Annotated in this window: 16 protein-coding genes; 10 read left to right on the forward strand and 6 right to left on the reverse strand. The window is 69.7% G+C overall.

What is annotated here, in order from left to right:
* The first annotated feature begins 34 nt into the window (after positions 1–34).
* Positions 35–1177 carry a carboxylate-amine ligase gene (locus ACZK5D_RS06320; RefSeq protein WP_458993786.1) on the forward strand — a complete coding sequence of 381 codons (1143 nt, stop codon included), beginning with the start codon at positions 35–37 and terminating at the stop codon, positions 1175–1177.
* The gene (locus ACZK5D_RS06325; protein WP_458993785.1) at positions 1174–1908 is read left to right on the forward strand and encodes a glutamine amidotransferase; all 735 of its coding nucleotides are present in this window, start codon (positions 1174–1176) and stop codon (positions 1906–1908) included. The genes ACZK5D_RS06320 and ACZK5D_RS06325 overlap by 4 nt, the downstream gene beginning before the upstream one ends.
* Here ACZK5D_RS06325 and ACZK5D_RS06330 read toward each other — a convergent pair.
* Complete coding sequence (locus ACZK5D_RS06330) at positions 1896–3245, reverse strand: RNA polymerase sigma factor (protein ID WP_458996525.1); 1350 nt, start codon at positions 3243–3245, stop codon at positions 1896–1898. The two genes, ACZK5D_RS06325 and ACZK5D_RS06330, sit on opposite strands and share 13 nt — an antisense overlap.
* 229 nt (positions 3246–3474) lie before the next feature.
* Here ACZK5D_RS06330 and ACZK5D_RS06335 point away from each other — a divergent pair, with 229 nt between their 5' ends.
* Positions 3475–4407, forward strand: coding sequence for a sigma-70 family RNA polymerase sigma factor (locus ACZK5D_RS06335; RefSeq protein WP_458993784.1), 933 nt, complete (start codon positions 3475–3477; stop codon positions 4405–4407).
* Between the two features lie 76 nt (positions 4408–4483).
* On the opposite strand, the gene ACZK5D_RS06340 is transcribed toward ACZK5D_RS06335, so the two are convergent.
* On the reverse strand, positions 4484–5332 hold the full coding sequence (locus tag ACZK5D_RS06340; RefSeq protein WP_463664672.1) for an acyl-CoA thioesterase: 849 nt from the start codon (positions 5330–5332) through the stop codon (positions 4484–4486).
* A gap of 66 nt (positions 5333–5398) precedes the next feature.
* On the opposite strand from ACZK5D_RS06340, the gene ACZK5D_RS06345 reads away from it, so the two are divergent.
* The 6 genes from ACZK5D_RS06345 to ACZK5D_RS06370 all read left to right on the forward strand — a co-directional run bounded on the left by ACZK5D_RS06345 (position 5399) and on the right by ACZK5D_RS06370 (position 11690).
* Positions 5399–6214 carry a DeoR/GlpR family DNA-binding transcription regulator gene (locus tag ACZK5D_RS06345; protein WP_458993782.1) on the forward strand — a complete coding sequence of 272 codons (816 nt, stop codon included), beginning with the start codon at positions 5399–5401 and terminating at the stop codon, positions 6212–6214.
* A gap of 106 nt (positions 6215–6320) precedes the next feature.
* Positions 6321–6788 carry a ribose-5-phosphate isomerase gene (locus tag ACZK5D_RS06350; protein WP_458993781.1) on the forward strand — a complete coding sequence of 156 codons (468 nt, stop codon included), beginning with the start codon at positions 6321–6323 and terminating at the stop codon, positions 6786–6788.
* Positions 6789–6839: 51 nt separating this feature from the next.
* The gene (locus ACZK5D_RS06355) at positions 6840–7838 is read left to right on the forward strand and encodes a DUF7973 family transport facilitator (RefSeq protein WP_463664673.1); all 999 of its coding nucleotides are present in this window, start codon (positions 6840–6842) and stop codon (positions 7836–7838) included.
* 22 nt (positions 7839–7860) lie between these two features.
* Positions 7861–8721, forward strand: coding sequence for an HAD-IIA family hydrolase (locus tag ACZK5D_RS06360; protein WP_463664789.1), 861 nt, complete (start codon positions 7861–7863; stop codon positions 8719–8721).
* Between the two features lie 43 nt (positions 8722–8764).
* Positions 8765–10324, forward strand: a complete 1560-nt coding sequence (locus ACZK5D_RS06365) for an FGGY-family carbohydrate kinase (RefSeq protein WP_463664674.1) — start codon at positions 8765–8767, stop codon at positions 10322–10324.
* Positions 10325–10334: 10 nt separating this feature from the next.
* Positions 10335–11690 (forward strand): sn-glycerol-1-phosphate dehydrogenase, encoded by a 1356-nt coding sequence (locus ACZK5D_RS06370; RefSeq protein ID WP_463664675.1) that lies wholly within the window; start codon positions 10335–10337, stop codon positions 11688–11690.
* A 48-nt stretch (positions 11691–11738) separates the two neighbouring features.
* On the opposite strand, the gene hrpA is transcribed toward ACZK5D_RS06370, so the two are convergent.
* From hrpA to ACZK5D_RS06390, 4 genes are read right to left on the reverse strand one after another with little or no spacing between them, the layout of a single operon-like run.
* Complete coding sequence (hrpA, locus tag ACZK5D_RS06375; protein ID WP_463664676.1) at positions 11739–15551, reverse strand: ATP-dependent RNA helicase HrpA; 3813 nt, start codon at positions 15549–15551, stop codon at positions 11739–11741.
* The gene (locus ACZK5D_RS06380) at positions 15548–16420 is read right to left on the reverse strand and encodes a universal stress protein (protein WP_458993776.1); all 873 of its coding nucleotides are present in this window, start codon (positions 16418–16420) and stop codon (positions 15548–15550) included. The genes hrpA and ACZK5D_RS06380 overlap by 4 nt, the downstream gene beginning before the upstream one ends.
* A 9-nt stretch (positions 16421–16429) precedes the next feature.
* Positions 16430–16834 carry a pyridoxamine 5'-phosphate oxidase family protein gene (locus ACZK5D_RS06385; protein ID WP_463664677.1) on the reverse strand — a complete coding sequence of 135 codons (405 nt, stop codon included), beginning with the start codon at positions 16832–16834 and terminating at the stop codon, positions 16430–16432.
* Between the two features lie 39 nt (positions 16835–16873).
* Positions 16874–17761, reverse strand: coding sequence for a T3SS (YopN, CesT) and YbjN peptide-binding chaperone 1 (locus ACZK5D_RS06390; RefSeq protein ID WP_458993774.1), 888 nt, complete (start codon positions 17759–17761; stop codon positions 16874–16876).
* Between the two features lie 76 nt (positions 17762–17837).
* Here ACZK5D_RS06390 and ACZK5D_RS06395 point away from each other — a divergent pair, with 76 nt between their 5' ends.
* Complete coding sequence (locus ACZK5D_RS06395) at positions 17838–18743, forward strand: AEC family transporter (RefSeq protein ID WP_463664678.1); 906 nt, start codon at positions 17838–17840, stop codon at positions 18741–18743.
* Positions 18744–18752 lie beyond the last annotated feature (9 nt).

Raw genomic sequence — 18752 nt, forward strand, 5'->3', positions numbered from 1 at the left:
CGGCGTCACGCGCCGCCACGGAGGGAGGGACCTCATGAAGATCCGGTTCGGGCAGTCCCGGCAGTCGACGATCGGCATCGAGTGGGAGCTCGCCGTGGTCGACGCGCGCACCTTGGAGCAGGTCCCCGCGGCCGATGTGGTGCTCTCGCAAGTCGACGACCCCGTCAACGGCTCGATCCGTTCCGAGTACCTCACCAGCATGATCGAGCTCGTCTCGGGGGTGCACGAGAGCGTCCCCGCCGCCGTGAAGGAGATGCGCGGCCACCTGGACTTCGCGCTGTCCCTGCTGGAGCCCCGCGGCCTGACGCTGCTGGGCCTCGGCGCCCATCCGTTCGGCGACCCGCGCCGGCAACTGCCCGGAGACAAGGCCCAGTACCGCCGCGTGACCGAGCGAAACGCCTGGTGGGGGCAGCAGATGGCCATCAACGGGCTGCACATCCACACCGGGATCGACAACCGGGAGAAGGCGCTGCCCATCGTCTACGGAATGGCCCGCTTCGCGCCCTACTTCATCGCCCTGTCCGCGTCGTCGCCGTTCTGGATCGGGGAGGACACGAAGTTCGCCTCTCAGCGCACGATGGTGTTCCAGCAGCTCCCCACCAACGGGCTCCCGTACCACATGAAGGACTGGGCCGAGCTCGAGAGCTACGCCTCGCAGCTGGAGGGTGTGGGCCTGATCCAGAACCCGTCCGAGATCAGGTGGGACGTCCGCCCGTCGACGTGGGGCACCGTCGAGAACCGCACGATGGACTCCGTGCCCACCCTCATGGAGCTGGGCGCTCTGACCGCGTTCAACCAGTGCCTGGTGGAGCGCATGTCGCGGGCCCTGGCCGCGGACGAGCCGATCGACCGGCTGCCGTTCTGGTTCATGCGCGAGAACAAGTGGCGGGCCGCCCGGTACGGGCTCTCCGCAGACGTCATCACCCCACGCAAGGACGAGTACCTCATCCACGTCAGCGACGGGATCCTGCGCTGGGTCGTCGAACTGACCCCCATCGCCGAGGAGCTGGGCTGCGCGGAGAACCTCGCCCACGTGGCGGACCTGGTCCATGGCGGCCCGAGCTACCTCCGCCAGCGCCGGGTGGCCGCGGCACACGGCGGAGACCCGGTGGCGGTGACCCGCGCCGCCGTCGAGGAACTACGCGCCGGCCGACCCGCGTTCAAGGAGCACCGATGAAGCCCTTCCTGCTACTGAGCACCCGCCCCGAGGACGACGCCGCCGAGGGCGAACGTGAGGCGATCGTCCGGCTGGCCGGGATCACCGACGCGGACCTCGTCCAGATCAGGGTGGAGGAGTCCCCGCTGGCCCCGCAGGATCTCGACCACTATTCCGGAGTGATCCTCGGCGGGGGCCCCTACAACGCCAGCGACGCCGACAAATCGGCCCTCCAGGTGCGGGTCGAGGCGGACCTGAACCGGGTGATCGACGAGGTGGTGGCCCGGGACTTCCCGTTCTTCGGCCTCTGCTACGGCGTCGGCGCGCTGACCGGTCGGCTGGGGGGCGTGGTGGATCGCAGCGTCGGCGAGGAGGTGGGGGTGGTGACCGCGACACTCACAGCCGAGGGGCGCACGGACCCGATCTTCGCCGGGGTCCCCACCGAGCTGCAGGCGTTCACTGCCCACAAGGAGGGATGCCGGCTTCTGGCCCCCGGCGCCACCCTCCTTGCCACGGGGGTGGAGTGCCCGGTGCAGGCGTTCCGGATCGGGAGGCGGGTCTACGCCACCCAGTTCCACCCGGAGCTGGACTCTGCGGGCCTGGCGGCGAGGATCCGGATCTACCGCGACGCCGGCTACTTCGACCCGGCTGACACCGACAAGCTGGTGGCGTTCGCCGAATCCTCGACGATCACGCCGGCCGTGCACACGATGCTGCGCAATTTCGTCGAGCTGGCGGCTCAGTCCAGATAGTCGCGGAGGACCTGGGAGCGCGACGGGTGCCGCAGCTTCGACATGGTCTTCGACTCGATCTGGCGGATGCGCTCGCGCGTGACGCCGTACACCTTGCCGATCTCGTCGAGCGTCTTGGGCTGACCGTCGGTGAGCCCGAAGCGCATGGACACCACGCCCGCCTCGCGCTCGCTCAGCGTGTCCAGCACGTCGTTGAGCTGCTCCTGCAGGAGCGTGAAGTTCACCGCGTCCGCCGGCACCACGGCCTCGGAGTCCTCGATGAGGTCGCCGAACTCCGAGTCCCCGTCCTCGCCGAGCGGGGTGTGCAGGGAGATGGGCTCGCGGCCGTACTTCTGGACCTCGACCACCTTCTCGGGGGTCATGTCGAGCTCGACGGCGAGCTCCTCGGGGGTGGGTTCGCGGCCGAGGTCCTGCAGCATCTGCCGCTGGACCCTGGCCAGCTTGTTGATGACCTCAACCATGTGCACCGGGATGCGGATGGTGCGGGCCTGGTCCGCCATGGCGCGGGTGATGGCCTGCTTGATCCACCACGTGGCGTAGGTGGAGAACTTGTAGCCCTTGGTGTAGTCGAACTTCTCGACGGCGCGGATCAGGCCCAGGTTGCCCTCCTGGATCAGGTCCAGGAACAGCATGCCGCGACCCGTGTAGCGCTTCGCCAGCGACACGACCAGGCGCAGGTTGGCCTCCAGCAGGTGGTTCTTCGCGCGGCGGCCGTCCTCCGCGATCCACTCGAGGTCCTCGCGGTCCGCGGCGGCAACGGTGTGCTCCGTGGAGTGGAGCCGCTCGTCGGCGAACAGGCCGGCCTCGATGCGCTTGGCGAGTTCCACCTCCTCGACGGCGTTGAGCAGCGCGACCTTGCCGATCTGCTTGAGGTAGTCCTTGACCGGGTCCGCGGTGGCGCCGGCGGAGACGACCTGCTGCTCGGGCTCGTCGGCGTCGTCGGAGTCCGACAGCGCGAAGCCCTCCTCCTCGACGAGCTCCTTCACCAGAGGCGCCTCGCTGGCCTCGTTGAACGTTGAGTCGTCCACCTCGTCGAGCGAACGCTTCTTACCCCCGACAGTCAGAACCACGTCCTCCCCTTCGCGCTTGAACTGGACCTCGACCTCTCCCGTGGAGGCCTGGGCGATGGTGGCTTCGTCTGCCTTGGCACCCCGGCCGCGGCGGGTGGCGGGCTTGGGCGCCCCGCCCGCGGGGGCGGCCGCCCGGGCGCGGGGACGGGGGGCGGACCCGTCGGGAGACTGGGCACCCGCTGCGACCCGACGCGTTCGGGTAGGCTTGCCGGTTCCTTCAGCGTCCTGGGTCACATTGGTCCTCTCGAGGGCTGCTACGGGTTTCAGCGCGTGCGTCGCCCCGCCTTAGTCAAGGGTGACGCGCCCCCATTCTTGCACGCGCTGAGCGGCCACTCAAACGACCTGATCCGGGAACCCCCTCCCCGCGGTCAGGGTTCGGCGCCCCGGACGTACGACCCTGGTCGCATATTCGCTTGAAGGGTATGCGAAGCGGGAACCCTTGGCACCCCTTGCGCGTTGTTGGGGGTGACGACTGTACGAAAGGGACTCGAGAGACATGATTACGACTGCGCGTACACGAACCAATGACGGCATCGACGGCAAGGACGCGGTGGGCCTGTACCTGGACGCCATCGCCAAGACCCCACTGCTCAGCGCCGTGGAGGAGGTGGACCTCGCCCGCGAGATCGAGGCCGGGCTGTTCGCCCGCCAGATCCTCGACGGCGTGGCCGAGTCCTCCGTCGAGGCCACCGAGGACGAGCTGCAGGCACTGGCCGCACTCGGCGACGCCGCCATGCAGCGCTTCATCCAGGCGAACCTCCGCCTCGTCGTCTCCGTCGCCCGCAAGTACGGGCGCTCCCAGATGCCCATGCTGGACCTGGTCCAGGAGGGCAACACCGGCCTGATCCGCGCGGTCGAGAAGTTCGACTACGCCAAGGGCTTCAAGTTCTCCACCTACGCGACGTGGTGGGTGCGTCAGGCCATCTCACGCGGCATCGCGCAGCAGGGACGCATCGTCCGGCTGCCGGTTCATGTGGCCGAGCAGGTCAACCAGGTCTCCGCCGTGCGCCGCAACCTGGAGCGCCAGCTGGGCCGCGAGCCGGAGCTCTCCGAGATCGCCGACGAGCTGGGCCTCGAGGAGTCCAAGATCGTCGACCTGATCCGCTACTCCCGTGACCACGTGTCCCTCGACGCCCCCGTCGAGGCCGACGGCGACACCGCGCTGGGCGATCTCATCGCCCGCGAGACCGCCCCCGGGCCGGACGAGATGGTGCTGGACGCGGAGGATCGCGCCCGGCTCGAGGCCATGCTCTCCAGCCTCGACGAGCGCTCCCAGGACGTGGTGCGCCGCAGGTATGGCCTCCTCGACGGCCGCCAGGCCAAGCTCGCCGACATCGGCGTGCAGTGGGGCATCACCGCCGAGCGGGTGCGCCAGATCGAGCGGCAGGCACTGGCCACGCTCCGGGCCGGCCAGGGACTGGCCGCCTGACCGGACACCGGTCTCCCATACGCCGCGGCCCGTGCCCCCTCCCCCGGGGTGCGGGCCGCGGTCTGTCCCCGTCGGCTCACGACAGGACGCGGATCAGTCCCTCCTGGGCGCACGAGGCCACGGCGAGCCCGTCCTGGAACAGCCGCCCCATCGCGAAGCCGCGCGCGTGCGAGGCCGACGGCGACGTCATGTCGTAGAGCAGCCACTCGTCCACCCGGACCGGGCGATGGAACCACATCGCGTGATCGATCGACGCGGCCTGCATCGACGGCGACAGGAACTCCACCGCGTGCGGCACCGTCGAGACGCTGAGCAGGGTGATGTCGGAGAGATAGGCCAGCACCGCGGCGTGCAGAAGCGGGTCGTCCGGCATGGCCTCCCTCGTGCGGATCCACGCCTTCATGTTGCCGCCGCCCTCGACGAGGTCCGGGCGGGCGGCGAGGCGGACGTCCAGGGCGTCCCATTCGGACACCAGCCGGACGCTGGCCCCGAATCGGCGTTCCAGCACCTCGTGGAGCGAGGGGCACGACTCCGGCACGGCCACCCCGGAGGGGGGTGCGGCGGAGTGGCTCAGCCCGTCCTCCGGCTCCTGGAACGACGCGGTCATCTGGAAGATCACCGAACCGCCCTGGCGGGTCACCACACGGCGGTTGCTGAACGTGTTCCCGTCGCGCATCACCTCCACCTCGAAGTCCAGCGGGCGGTCGTTGGCCCCCGGGCGCAGGAAGTAGGCGTTGAGCGAGTGGACGAGGCGGTCGGGAGCGACGGTGCGCGCGGCCGCCACCAGCGTCTGGCCCAGCACCTGGCCGCCGAACAGGCGCTGCAGGAGTGTGTCCGGATGCGGCCCGCGGAACCGGTTCTCCCCCGTGGTCTGGAGGTCGAACAAGGCGATGAGTTCGGAGACGTCCCTGGGCACGGACCCCATCGTGCCACCCGGAGTAGGGTTCCAAGTGCCGTTCCGCGGCGCGAGCACCGAGGCAGGAGCACCATCATGGCCGACGACAGTCCCACCAGAGCGCACGGAATCACGTCACAGCGCGCCCGCCACCTCGCGATCGCCGAACTGGTGATCAAGCACGGCTCGGTGACGATGGAGGACATTGCGGCACACACGGGGGTCAGCGCCATGACCGCGTACCGCGACGTCAAGGCGCTCGAGGACGCCGGGTTGCTGCAACGGCACCGGGGACAGGTGTCGGCGGTCGCCAGCGGGCTCCAGGAGGCCGGCGCCTCGTTCCGGATGGATCAGGAGCCGGAGAGCAAGGCCCTGATGGCGAGCACCCTGGCTCGGCTCGTCCCGCCCGGCAGCTCGGTCGCGCTCGACGACTCGACCAGCGGGATCTACGTGGTGCGGGAGCTGGCCAAGGCCCCCCCAGTCACCATCATCACCAATTCGCTCCTCGTCGCACGCGAGGCAGCCCAGGCCCAGGACGTCAGCCTGTTCCTGACGGGCGGGTCCTACGAGGGCTGGGCGGACGCCGTGCTCGGCCCCACCGCGATCGACACACTCGAGACGCTCGACATGGACTTCTGCGTGCTGTCGGCCTCAGGGATCGCGGACGGGCGCTGCTTCCACCCCTATGAGGCCGTGGTCGCGGTCAAGAAGGCAATGATGCGCGCCGCCCGGGTGAGGGTCCTGCTCCTCGATCACACGAAGCTGCGCCGCAAGGCACTCCACGCCTTCGCCCGGCTCGACGAGTTCGACCACGTCATCGTCGGCCCTGGGGTGCCAGCCGACGACCTGGCGCAGCTCACCGCCTGGGGGGCCAATGTCACGGTCGCAGATGAGAAGTCGACGGGGAGTTAACACCAACACCCAGCCATTTTCTCATTCTTGGTGGTATTTCTAACACAAACCGTGTTAGCCTCTTCATGTGCGCGGCGAGGATGCCGCTGGAGTGAAGGAGCAACACATGGGATTCCGAGTCGTGCTGGCTGCGGACCAGGCAGGCGTGTCGTACAAGGACGCGATCAAGGCGAAGCTGGAGGGCGACCCGAGGGTCGAGTCGGTCATCGACGTCGGCGTGGGCGCCGACACCGACCCGACCGCCTACCCGCACGTCGCCGTCGCCGGCGCTCGCAAGATCGCCTCCGGTGAGGCCGATCGCGGCATCTTCGTCTGCGGCACCGGCATGGGCATGGCGATCGCCGCCAACAAGGTGGCCGGAGTCCGGGCCAGCACGGCCCACGACTCCTTCTCGGTCGAGCGCCTCGTCCTGTCCAACAACGGTCAGGTGCTGTGCCTCGGCCAACGCGTCATCGGCCAGGAGCTGGCACTCCGCCTCGCCGCGGAGTTCCTCGACTACACCTTCGACGCCTCGTCCCCGTCCGCGGCAAAGGTCGACGCGCTGTGTTCCTACGAGCCCCCCGTCGCCAGCTGAGCCCCGCCGCACCCACAACCGTCTGATCAATTCCTCACTAGGAGAACAAAGGTGTTCACAGCTTCCCTGGGGGTCTTCCTCCTCGGCCTGGTCGTCTCCCTTGCCGGCGGCTTCGTCGGCGCGGCGATCGGCGCCAACTACGCATTCGCCGTCACCGGCATCTGCGTCTTCGTGTCCTGGGGCCTCTTCGCGGCCACCGGCTCGAGCATCGGCTTCGACTTTCTCGCATTCGGCCCGTTCATGGGCCCGCACGTCGCCTTCGCAGGCGGCGTCGCGGCGGCCGCTTTCGCCCAGCGCCGCCAACTTGCGGACGGCCGGGATGTCTCGGAGCCGCTGGCCCGGCTCGGTCGCCCCATGGTCCTCGCCGTCGGAGCCTTCTTCGGCATGGCCGGCTACGTCATCCAGATCGGTATCGCCCAGCTTCCGTGGTTCGGTGGCCACACCGACTCCGTCGCCCTGACGGTCTTCTTGTCCGCCGTGCTCGCCCGTCTCCTCTTCGGCGGCAGCCTGCTGCACCCCGAGAAGATGAACAAGGACGCCAGGGGTTTCTGGGGCCGCATCGCCTCCAGCGACGAGAGCTTCTGGCTCAAGTGGCAGCAGCGCCCCTCGCAGTACCTCCCCATCGGCGCCTTCTTCGGCCTCCTCGGCGCAGGCTCATCCCTCGCGCTGGCGACGTTCATCCCAGGTGCCGACGCCTGGGCCCACACCTTCGCCTTCGGCTTCTCCGCCATCGTGGTGCTGTTCCTGATCCTCGGCCACGAGATGCCGGTCCAGCACCACATCACGATCATCGGCGGCCTCGCGGCGGTGAAGTTCATGCCGATCGTCGCGGGCGACGGGTTCGCGTGGGCCGACTGGGGTGACGAGGTCGCCTGGTTCGCCCTGGGGGCGCTGGCCATCGGCGCAGTCTTCGGCATGATCTCCGCGTTCCTCGCAGAGCTGCAGTCGAATCTGTTCCACGTACGTGGCAAGACCCACATCGACCCGCCGGCGATGGCGATCTGGGTGACAACCACGCTGGTACTGACGACCGCCGGACTGTTCGGCTGACGCGGGAGGAAACATCGTGACCGTGACCACCACCGTGTCCGCGCCCACGGAGATCAAAGGCGCCTACATCTTCGACCTGGACGGCACCATCTACCTGGGCGACCACCTGCTGCCCGGCGCGGCCCGCCTGATCCGCGAGCTGCGTCGCCGGAACATCCCCGTGCGGTTCCTGTCGAACAACCCGACGAAGGACCCCATGCAGTACCAGCGCAAGCTGGCCAAGCTCGGCCTGCCCACCTCGCTCGACGACATCGCCAACACGGTCGTCACCACGGTGCGATGGCTGACGGAGCATCATCCGTACGCCATCCTGTTCGTCATCGGCGAGGAGCCGTTGCGGGCGGCTCTGCTCGATGCCGGCTTCCGGCTCAGCGAGGACCCGTCGGAGATCGACATCGTCATCGCCTCCTACGACAGGACGTTCGACTACCGCAAGCTCCAGATCGCGTTCGACGCCATCTGGTACCACAAGCGCGCGATCCTCATCCAGACCAACCCGGACCGGTACTGCCCGTTCCCCGGCGGGCGGGGCGAACCCGACTGCGCGGCGATCACGGCGGCGATCGAGGCCTGCACGGGAGTCACCTGCTCTGTGAGCTTGGGCAAGCCTTCACCGCTCATGCTGTCGGAGGCCATGACCGGGCTGGACGTTCGCGTCCAGGACGCGGTGATGGTGGGCGACCGTCTCAGCACCGACATCCAGATGGCCCTCGAGGCCGACATGCCGTCAGCAGTCGTCCTCACCGGGGAGGCGACCCCCGAAGAAGTCGCAGCCCTCCCGCGCTCGGCACGCCCGACCTACGTCCTCGACCGCGTCGACCGGCTCATCCCGGCCCACATCTGGGACGAGCTCGGCTGGACCGAAGACAACGACACCAACTGACAACACCACCACCCGAACACTCAACGAAGAAGGTTCAATCACCATGCACGTCGACGGCCCCTACCTGATGGGAATCGACTTCGGCACCGAGAGCTGCCGAGTCGCCATCTTCGACCTGACCGGACGCCCCGTGACGTTCGCCGCCACCCCGTACAAGACATACCACCCACGCCCGGGGTGGGCGGAGCAGCATCCCAACGACTGGTGGCAGGCCCTCCAGGCATCGGCACACAAGGCCATGGCCAACGCCGGGGTCCCGGCCGCATCCATCGCCGGCATCTCCTGCGATGCCACCACCATGACCGTTGTCCCCATGGACGACAAGGGCGAAGCCCTTCGCCCGGCCATCATGTGGATGGACGTCCGCGCCACGAAGCAGGCTGCCCGGGCCGAGACCTCCGACTCCGTCGCCCGCCTCTACAACGGGGCGGGAACGGCCCCCGCCACCGCCGAGTGGTTCCCGTTCAAGGCGGCGTGGCTCAAGGAGAACGAGCCCGAGACGTACCGGGCCGCCACCCGGATGGTCGACGCACCCGACTGGGTCACGTACAAGCTGACGGGCGAGTGGAGCGTCAACATCAACTCCGCCGCGCTGCGGATGTACCACAACCGCGCCCACGGGGGCTGGCCGGTCGACTTCTACGAGCACATCGGCTGCGGTGACGTCTTCGACAAAATCCCAGAGAGGGTCCTCGATCTCGGCACCCCCGTCGGTGGGCTCAGCGCAGGCGCCGCTCAGGCCCTCGGGCTGATTCCCGGGATTCCGGTTGCCCAGGGGCCGGCCGACGCGTGGGCCGGCCAGATCGGCCTCGGCGTCGTCACCCCGGGCAGGATGGCGCTGATCACCGGCTCGTCGCACGTGCTGACGGGCCAGACCGACACCGAGATCCACGGCAAGGGCTTCTTCGGCGCCTACACCGACGGCGTGATCAAGGGGCAGTACACAGTCGAGGGCGGACAGGTGTCCACCGGCTCGGTCCTCAAGTGGTTCAAGGACAACTTCGCTCCGGACGTCGTCGCCGCGGCTGAGACCAGCGGGCTCAACGCCTACGACATCCTCAACAAGAAGTCGAAGGACATCCCCATCGGTTCCGACGGGCTCATCATCAACGAGTATTTCCAGGGCAACCGCACGCCGTACACGGACTCGAAGGCCCGCGGCATCTTCTGGGGCCTGTCGCTGCACCACACCCCGGCGCACATGTACCACGCCATCCAGGAGTCGGTGTGCTACGGCACCGCCCACAACCTGCGCGCCATGGAGAGCCAGGGCTTCAACGTGACCGAGATCGTTGCCTGCGGGGGCGCGACGAACTCCCGCGACTGGATGCAGATGCACGCCGATGTCACGGGCGTCCCGGTCACCCTCACCGAGGTGGGCGACGCCGTCGTCCTCGGCACCTGCATGGTGGCCGCCGTCGGTGCCGGCATCTACGCAGACCTTGCCGAGGCGGCCGACAACATGGTCCACGAGGTGGACCGCCTGGAGCCGAACGCCGCCAACCACGAGGAGTACAAGTTCTACCTCGACCGGTACCGCGAGTCGTTCCCGGCGCTCGCGGAACTCACCCACCAGGTCGTCGACCACGAAGCCGCCAAGTAAGGGAGTCACCATGTCCGATCTGATTGAGGCCTCGCTGGCCGAGGCCACCGACACCAAGCGTGTCGAGATGGGTGCCGGGGCCGTCGGGAAGGTGGCGGAGGTGTTCACGTCGCTCTTCCCGGGGCGCAGGGCCGTGATCATCGGTGACGAGCGCACCATGCGCGTCGCGGGAGACGCCGTCCGGGAGGTCCTGGCCTCAGAGGGGGTCGAACTGCTCGAGTCGCACGTCTTCCCGGGCGAGCCCGAGCTGTACGCCAGGTACGAGAACATCGAAGCGCTGCGCGACCAGTTGGCGGGCCTTGATGCCGTCGCGATCGCCGTCGGGGCGGGCACGCTCAACGACATCGTCAAGCGGGCCAGTGGCGAACTCGACCGCGGCTACATGATCGTCGGCACCGCCGCGTCCATGGACGGGTACACCGCGTTCGGTGCCTCCATCGCCGTCGACGGCTTCAAGCAGACGCTGGGCTGCCCCGCGCCGCGGGCCTGCATCGCGGACCTCACCGTCATGGCGGCCGCCCCAGCGAACATGACCGCCTCCGGCTACGGCGACCTGCTGGGGAAGGTCACGTCCGGCGCTGACTGGATCCTCGCTGACGCCCTGGGCGTCGAGGCGATGGACGACTCGGTGTGGGCCAAGGTGCAGGGCACCCTCGCCGACGCGGTCGGGAACCCCGAGGGCCTGGCCGCACGCGAGGTCGACGCGGTCGGCGCGCTCGCCGAGGGGCTGATCATGTCCGGCCTGGCGATGCAGGCGCACCAGTCGTCGCGCCCCGCCTCGGGTGCCGAGCACCAGTTCAGCCATCTGTGGGAGATGGAGGGGCACGGCGTCGACCAGGTCCCGCGCCTCTCACACGGCTTCAAGGTCGCCCTCGGAACCGTGGCCGTGGCCGCACTGTACGAGGAGCTACTGGACATGGACGTGGCTGCGGATCTGGACGTCGACGCCGCCGTGGCGGCGTGGCGGTCGCGAGAGAACCTCGAGGCCCACGTCCGGCAGCTCAACCCCAACCCGCGCCTGGTGGATGAGACCGTCGAGCAGACGCTAGCCAAGTGGATCCCCACTGAGGAGCTGCGTGCACGGCTGGAGTCGCTCAAGTCGAGCTGGGCGACGATCGCCCCGAGGCTCCGCGCCCAGCTCCTCCCGGCGACCGAGCTGCAGCGGCGACTCCGAGCCGTGGGCGCGCCCGCCCATCCGTCGGACATCGATCTCGACTGGGAGCGGTTCAGGCAGACCTATCTGCGTGCCCAGACCATCCGGAAGCGGTACACGGTCCTGGATGTCCTGTTCGAGGCGGGGCTCCTGGAGCCTCTCGTCGAGAGGCTGTTCGCGGCGGACGGGTTCTGGGGTCGCCAGCGTCCGTGACGACGGGCCGTCGGCTTCCCAATGATCGGGCGGGCGCGGTGGCGGGAGTCACCGCGCCCGCCCGATCGCCTGTCTGATGCGCTTGACAGAGATCGGCACCGCGGTGCGGAGCTGCTGCGCGAACAGGCTGACCCGGAACTCCTCCAGCAGGAATGCGATCTCCTCCACGGCGGGAGCCAGGGGCCCCGGCGGCTGGGCGTCCGTCAGCTCGGCGTAGAGGTCCTCCATCTCGTCCACCTCCGCCTGGAGGCGCGCGTCGCGCTCGGGATGCTCCAGGGAGGCCTGCAGGCGCGCCACCGCGGCCTGCGCGTAGCGCGGAAGGTGCGCGAACCAGGGGTCCGGCGTCGCCGAGATGAACCGGTTGAAGAACAGGTTGTCGAGTTGGGCCGCCACGTCCTTCCGGACTGCGGACCCGGGGGGCATGCCTCCTAGCAGGAGCCTGGCCTGGGTCACCGCCGCCAGGGCCTGGGCCGCGGTCGAGACCACCTGACGGGTCCTCCCGGGGCACTCCTGCCGCACGGCCAGCGCGACCCGGTCATAGTCTGGCCCGGTCCGGATGTCGACGATGGGGCCCTGCCCGGCGGCGAGCTGCTCCCCCGCCTTGAGCCAGGCGTCGGCCAGCAGCTCAGGCACGGTGGGGTAGGAGGAGTTGGCGAGGGAGAGCTTCTCCTGGCGTCCGAGGTGGCCCACCACCCACTTCGTGGGATCCGGGTTGGTGAGCGTGAGCAGGCGCCGGATCCCCAACCTGTGGGACCGGGCCGCCTTCTCCACGGAGTCCAGGACCTGCACGCCGACAGTGGCACCCTCGTCGACGAGCGCCGGATACCCGATCACCCCCTTGCCGACGGCGGTCTCCTTGGCGATGGTGCCGAACGTCCATGACCGCTGCCCGGTGCTGGCCCGGTCACCCGCAGAGGCCGTGAGCTTCGCCGCGACCTTCGGGGCCAGGGTCCTGGCGAGGGCGTCCAGGTCGTCGCCCCGGGCCACCTCGCGGCCACCGTCGGAGACGATGAAGGTGGGCCGGAGGTGCCCACCGACCGCCTTCGGATGGAAGTCCGCCCCGGTCACGACGGTGCCCGTCAGCGCCGTGAGGGCGCGGCCGAGCGCGTCGCCGAACGTGCCCTGGCCCGCCTCACCGCGCGACTCGATCCACGCGAGCGCCTTGGCGGCGAAGTCCGGCGCGGGCACGAAGCTGGTCCGCAGCGCCTTCGGCAGTGAGCGGATGAGCTCGGTGGCCAGCTCTCGCCGCAGGCCGGGCACCTGCCAGCTGAAGCGGGCGCCGTCGAGTTGGTTGAGGAGCTCGAGCCTGACCGTGATGGTGACGCCGTCGCCGCCCGCCCCCGGGTCGAAGACGTAGCGGATGGGCAGCTTGTGCGCGCCGGCGGTCCACCTGTCCGGGAAGTCCGAGGGCCTGAGCTGGGTGGCGTCGACGACGGCGTCGTCGATCATCAGCAGCGGCCACTGGTCGCGGGGAAGGCCCCGCAGCCACCGGTCCAGGGTGGCGCCGGAGACTACCTCCGGCGGGATCCGCTGGTCGTAGAACTCGTAGAGGGACTCGTCGGAGATGAGCAGGTCCGGCCGCCGCATCCGGTCGGTCATCTTCGTGGCCTCGTCGATGACCGCGCGGTTGGCGGTCACGAGCCCCTGCCTCGTCTCCCAGTCACCCTCCACCAGCGCGCTGCGGATGAAGATCTCGCGGGCCTCCACGGGATGCGCCGCCGCGTAGTCGGTCCTGCGGCCCGCCACGATCGGCACGCCGAACAGGGACACGCGTTCGCTGGCCACGACGCTGGCCGAGCGCGCGGACCAGTGGGGCTCAGACAGGGTGCGGGTCAGCACGTGATCGCCCACCTGCTCGATCCACTCGGGGCGCACCTCGGCCACCGTGCGGGCCCACAGCTGGGACGTCTCCACGAGCTCGAAGGCCATCACGAGCGGAGGCGTGGACCTGGCCAGCGACGAGCCCGGCTGGATGGCGAACCTGGCGCCCCGCGCGCCCTGGTAGAGCGTGAGCGGACGCCGCTTGCCCGGCTGCGGCTTGACCTTCTCCTGCTCGGCGAGGCCCACGTTCGACAGCAGTCCGGTCAGCAGGCAGGTGAGCACCTCGGGCATCGTGCCGGCCCCGGAGGCGTCGAGGTCGAGCTCCTTGACGGCCTCGCGGAGCTGGGAGACGAGATCCTCCCACTCGCGGAAGCGGATGAAGCTGAGGTACTCCTCGCGGCACATCCGGCGGAAGGCGTTGCCCGACAGCTCGCGGCGGCGCCGCCGGAGGTAGGTCCAGATGTTGAGCAGCACCTCGAAGTCGCCGCCCTCCGGGGCCGCCTTGGCGGGCTGTTCCTTGCGGGTCCCGGTGTGGGCCGTGTGCCGCAGCGGCTCGCCGCCCTCCGGCGCTGACCGCTCGGGCTCGTCGCCGCCCCAGAACCTGCGATGCGACTGGTCCGCCTGGGCCTGGAACTCCGCCGGACGCTCCCGGACGTCCGGCACGGTCAGCCCGGCCACCAGCACCAGCACCGTGCCCAGCGTGTGCCTGCGGGACCCCTCGATGAGCATCCTGCCCATGCGTGGGTCGACGGGCAGTCGGGCCAGCATCCGGCCCGTGCGGGTGAGCCGGACATGGTCGTGGCGCTTGCGCGGATGGAGGGCGCCGAGCTCGGTGAGCACGCGCACGCCGTCGTTGATCTGCGAGATCACGGGGGCCTCGACGAACGGGAAAGACTCGACGTCGCCCAGCCCCGCCTGCGCCATGAGCAGGATCACGGTGGCCAGGTTGGTGCGCAGGATCTCGGGCTCGGAGTACTGGGGGCGGCTCTCGAAGTCCTCCTCGCTGTAGAGCCTGATCGCGATGCCCGGCCCCACGCGCCCGCAGCGACCCGCCCGCTGGTTGGCCGAGGCCTGCGAGATGGGCTCGATCGGCAGCCTCTGAACCTTGGTGCGCGCGGAGTATCGGGAGATGCGCGCGGTGCCGACGTCCACGACGTAGCGGATGCCGGGCACCGTGATGGAGGTCTCCGCCACGTTGGTGGCGAGGACCACGCGCCTGGTGCCGTGCGGCTGGAACACGCGCTGTTGGTCCGCCGCCGACAGCCGCGCGAACAGGGGCAGAACCTCCAGCCCGGTGCCCAGCCTGTCGATGGCCTCGGCGGCGTCTCGGATCTCGCGTTCGCCGCTGAGGAACACCAGGATGTCGCCGGTGGCCGACTCGGTGACGATCTCCTCGACGGCCGAGGAGATGGCGTCGATCTCGTCCATCGACTCCTCGAGGGGCCGGTAGCGCGTCTCGACCGGGAAGGTCCGCCCCGACACCTCCACGACGGGGGCGCCGTCGAAGTGCTCCGAGAACCTGGCGGTGTCGATGGTGGCGGAGGTGACGATGACGCGCAGGTCGGGGCGCTTCGGCAGCAGCTGCTTGAGGTAGCCGAGCAGGAAGTCGATGTTGAGGCTCCGCTCGTGGGCCTCGTCGATGATGATCGTGTCGTAGCGGCTGAGGAGCCGGTCATGGGTCAGTTCCGACAGGAGGATGCCGTCGGTCATCACCTTGATGCGGGTCTTGGCCGTGACCTTGCGGGTGAACCGGACCTGGTAGCCGACGAACTCTCCGAGCTCGACGCCGCACTCCACGGCGATGCGCTGCGCCACGGTCCGGGCCGCGATGCGGCGCGGCTGGGTGTGGGCGATCCGCTCGCGTCCTGCCATGAGGCAGATCTTGGGCAGCTGGGTGGTCTTCCCGGACCCGGTCTCGCCCGCGACCACCACCACCTGGTTGGCGCGGATGAGGCCGGCGATGTGCTCGGCCTCCGCCGCGATGGGCAGTGAGGCGACGACCTCGACGGTTGGCTGATGCGGTGTCGGCGTCAGGCTCATCGAGTGATGAAGAGCGGGCACTCCGCGTGGGCCATGAGGCCACGCATCAGGCCGCCGAGGCTGAATCCCGGGATGTGGGACTGACCCACGCCCAGCACCAGGAGGTCGTAGCCCGCGCTGCGGCTCACCAGCTCGTTGATGGGGCTGTCGGCTGTGACGGACACGTCGTAGGTCACCTCGGGGTGCTTCGCCCCGACGGTGGCGGCGAGGGCCTCGATCCCGCCCTTGGCGAACCTGACCTGCTCGTCGAGCTGGGTGGGGCTCAGCTTCCGCGCGAACAATCCGACGGGGGGCTGGATGGCGTGGACGATCTCCAGGCGGGCACCCAGCCGCTCGGCCTGGACGAAGCCGGACTCCAGCAGCGCCTCCGACCCGGGATCCGTCTGCAGCCCGACGCCCACCACGCCCTTCTGACCCACCGGGTCAGGGTGCGCGGCGGCGGAGATGACCACCACTGGACACGAGGCGTTGGCCACGACCGCGACCGACGTGGACCCGACGAACATGCGCTCCAGCCCGGAGGCCGCGCGGCGGCCCACCACCACCAGGTCCGCCACCTCGCTCAGGCGGGACATGACGCCGCCGGGCGAGCCCATCACCACCTCGGTGCGGATCCGGTCCTCGGTGAGACCCATGCCCAGGGCCACGTCCTTGGCCTGCTCGTTGGCCGTGGCACCGGCCGACTGCAGGACCTCGGGGTCGTAGACGACCCCCCAGGCGCCTGCCATCAGCGTGTCGTCGACGGCGTTGACCAGCAGGAGTTCGCCGCCGTAGCGCAGCACGGTGCCGGCGCCGAACCGGACGGCGCGCAGGCCGTCGTCGCTGCCGTCAACTCCGACGACCACCAGCGGGGAGGGGCGTTCGGTCATGATGGACTCCTAACTCTTGATGCTTCCCGAGACGACGCGGCCGGCGATGGTCGAGGCGGTGATCGCAAGTCCCAGCGCCAGACCACCCTCCAGCCAGCTGATGCTGGTCACACTCCCGTCGGCCGGCCCGCTGGTGCCGCGGACCAGCACCGTCCATCCCGTGGCCGTCTCCGGGTCGATCTCGTCCACCTGGAAGGCCACGTCGGTGCTCTGCTCCAGCGCGGCGAGGAAGGATTCGGGGGTGGTGTGGAAGACGATGACGCCGTCGACGACGCGGAAGTTGACGGGCACCACGGAGATCCCCTCCGCCGACACCCACGCGATGCGACCCACCTCGCACTCCGCCAGCAGCGCCCAGCACTCCTCGGCGTCGAGCCGGGAGAAGTAGGTCACGGGCTGCGGCTCGGTCATCATGAGTCAACTGTAGTGGTCATCCAGGGGTGTCCGCGGGTGTCAGAACGTGGTGCGGCCACCGAGCTTGGTGGCCAGCTCGTCGTCGATGGCGTCCGCGATCTGGCTCAGGGCGAACAGCGCCTGGTGCAGGTGCGCCGGGACGAACGGCTGGGTTGCCACCGAGAGTTGGACGAAGACCCGGTCCCGGTGGAGCGCGAAGCGCCCGTAGCGCGACTCCACGTTGAGGTCGTTGAGCACCTCGCAGGCCCGCGACCTTCCGGTCACGTCGTGCACCAGGGCGGCGAAGAGGACGAGTTCCTCGCCGTCCGGCGTCGACCTGAGGAATACCATCGTGGAGCCGACGCGGATGGCGACGTCCCCCAGGTCGTTGCGCAGGGGCGGGTGCCGGTAGACGCGCCGCAGCTCCTCGTCCACGAGGGAGTCCAGCTCGGCCCTGGAACCCGGCATCACCGAGGTCTCCTCGCGCGACAGCTTCCGGGGGGTCAGCGGCGCCCATGGCGTCTCCCCCTGCAGGATCTCCGCGAGTTGGTCCGGGTGGAGGAAGACGGGGTGGAGCACGCCGAAGACACCGGTGAGTGTCCGGGTGGCCAGGTCCGCCAGGGTCGCGGAGCTCTCCTGGTCCAACTCGGTGTGGAAGTCCGAGGACGTCTCGTCGGGTTCGCTCCAACCGAGGGCGCGGAGCGCGTCCTCCTCCGCATCTGTGGGGGTGCCCTGGTCCGAGCCGATCACGAAGGCGCCCACCACGAGGGGGCGGACCATCGAGAACCGGAGCCCGGGCCGCACCACGGCCGCATCGGTGTTCGCCACGGAGATCGTCAGGTCCCCGGTGGCGTCCATGACCGAGAGGACCTCGTCGAGGCGGAGGGTGAACTCCGCCCACGCGTGCCGCTGGGTGGCGTCGAAGTCGAAGTCGCGGTAGTCGGCCAATGGGATCACCTCCTCGCGAGTCAACCTAGCAAACACCGAAGTCCCGCACGTGCGCCGCGACCGTAGGCTGTGCGGCATGTGGGCGGCGCTCGAGGGGTTCGCGACGATCGGCATCGTCATGGCCGTCGGGTTCATGCTCGCGCGCGCCCGTGTGGTGGGCCGCTCCGGCCAGCGTGCGCTCGGGGACGTGGCCTTCTTCGTCGGGCAGCCGGCGCTGGTGCTCGTGGCCGTGGCCGAGGCGGACCTCGACCTTCTGCTGGGGTGGCATGTCGTGGCGTTCGGCGGCGCCTGCGTCTCCGGGGGCCTCGCGTTCGCCCTCGTCATGGCTCGACGGTGGCGCACCGGCCGTGCCGAGGCCGCCATCGGCTACCTCGCCACCAGCTACGTCAACGCCGGCAACCTGGGCATCCCCATCGCCGTCTTCGTGCTCGGTGACCCGGCGTGGGCGGCGCCGGCGATGCTGCTCCAGGTGCTGGTGCTGCAACCCAGCGCCGTGGCGGTCCTGGAGTCCTCGCCCGCCGGCAGGGGTAGGTCCGTCCTGCGCAGCTTCGCGACCCACCCGTTGGTGCTGGGCGGGCTGGCCGGCCTGGCCCTCAACCTGCTCGCGTGGCAGCCGCCGAGGCTGGTCTGGGCTCCCCTGACGCTGCTCGCCGATCTCGGCGTCCCCGCGATGCTGTTGGCGTTCGGGATGTCGCTGCACTCGTCGCCGCTCCCACGTCGGCTGTCGCGCAGGGCGGTCGCCGCCATCGTGACCAAGTCGTTCCTGGTGCCGGGGCTCGCGCTGCTCATCGCGCTGGCGCTCGGCCTCTCCGGCACACCGCTGCGGGCCGCCGTGGTGCTCGCCGCCCTCCCGACAGCGCAGGTGGTGTTCGTCCACGCCGTGCGCTACCAGGTGGGGGTCCGGCTCGTCCAGGCGACGACGCTGTGGTCAATGCTGCTGAGCATCCCCGTCATCGTCGCGGCCGGGGCCCTTCTCCGGTGAGCAAGTAGA

It is taken from the genome of Tessaracoccus yangjingae (assembly GCF_055326235.1).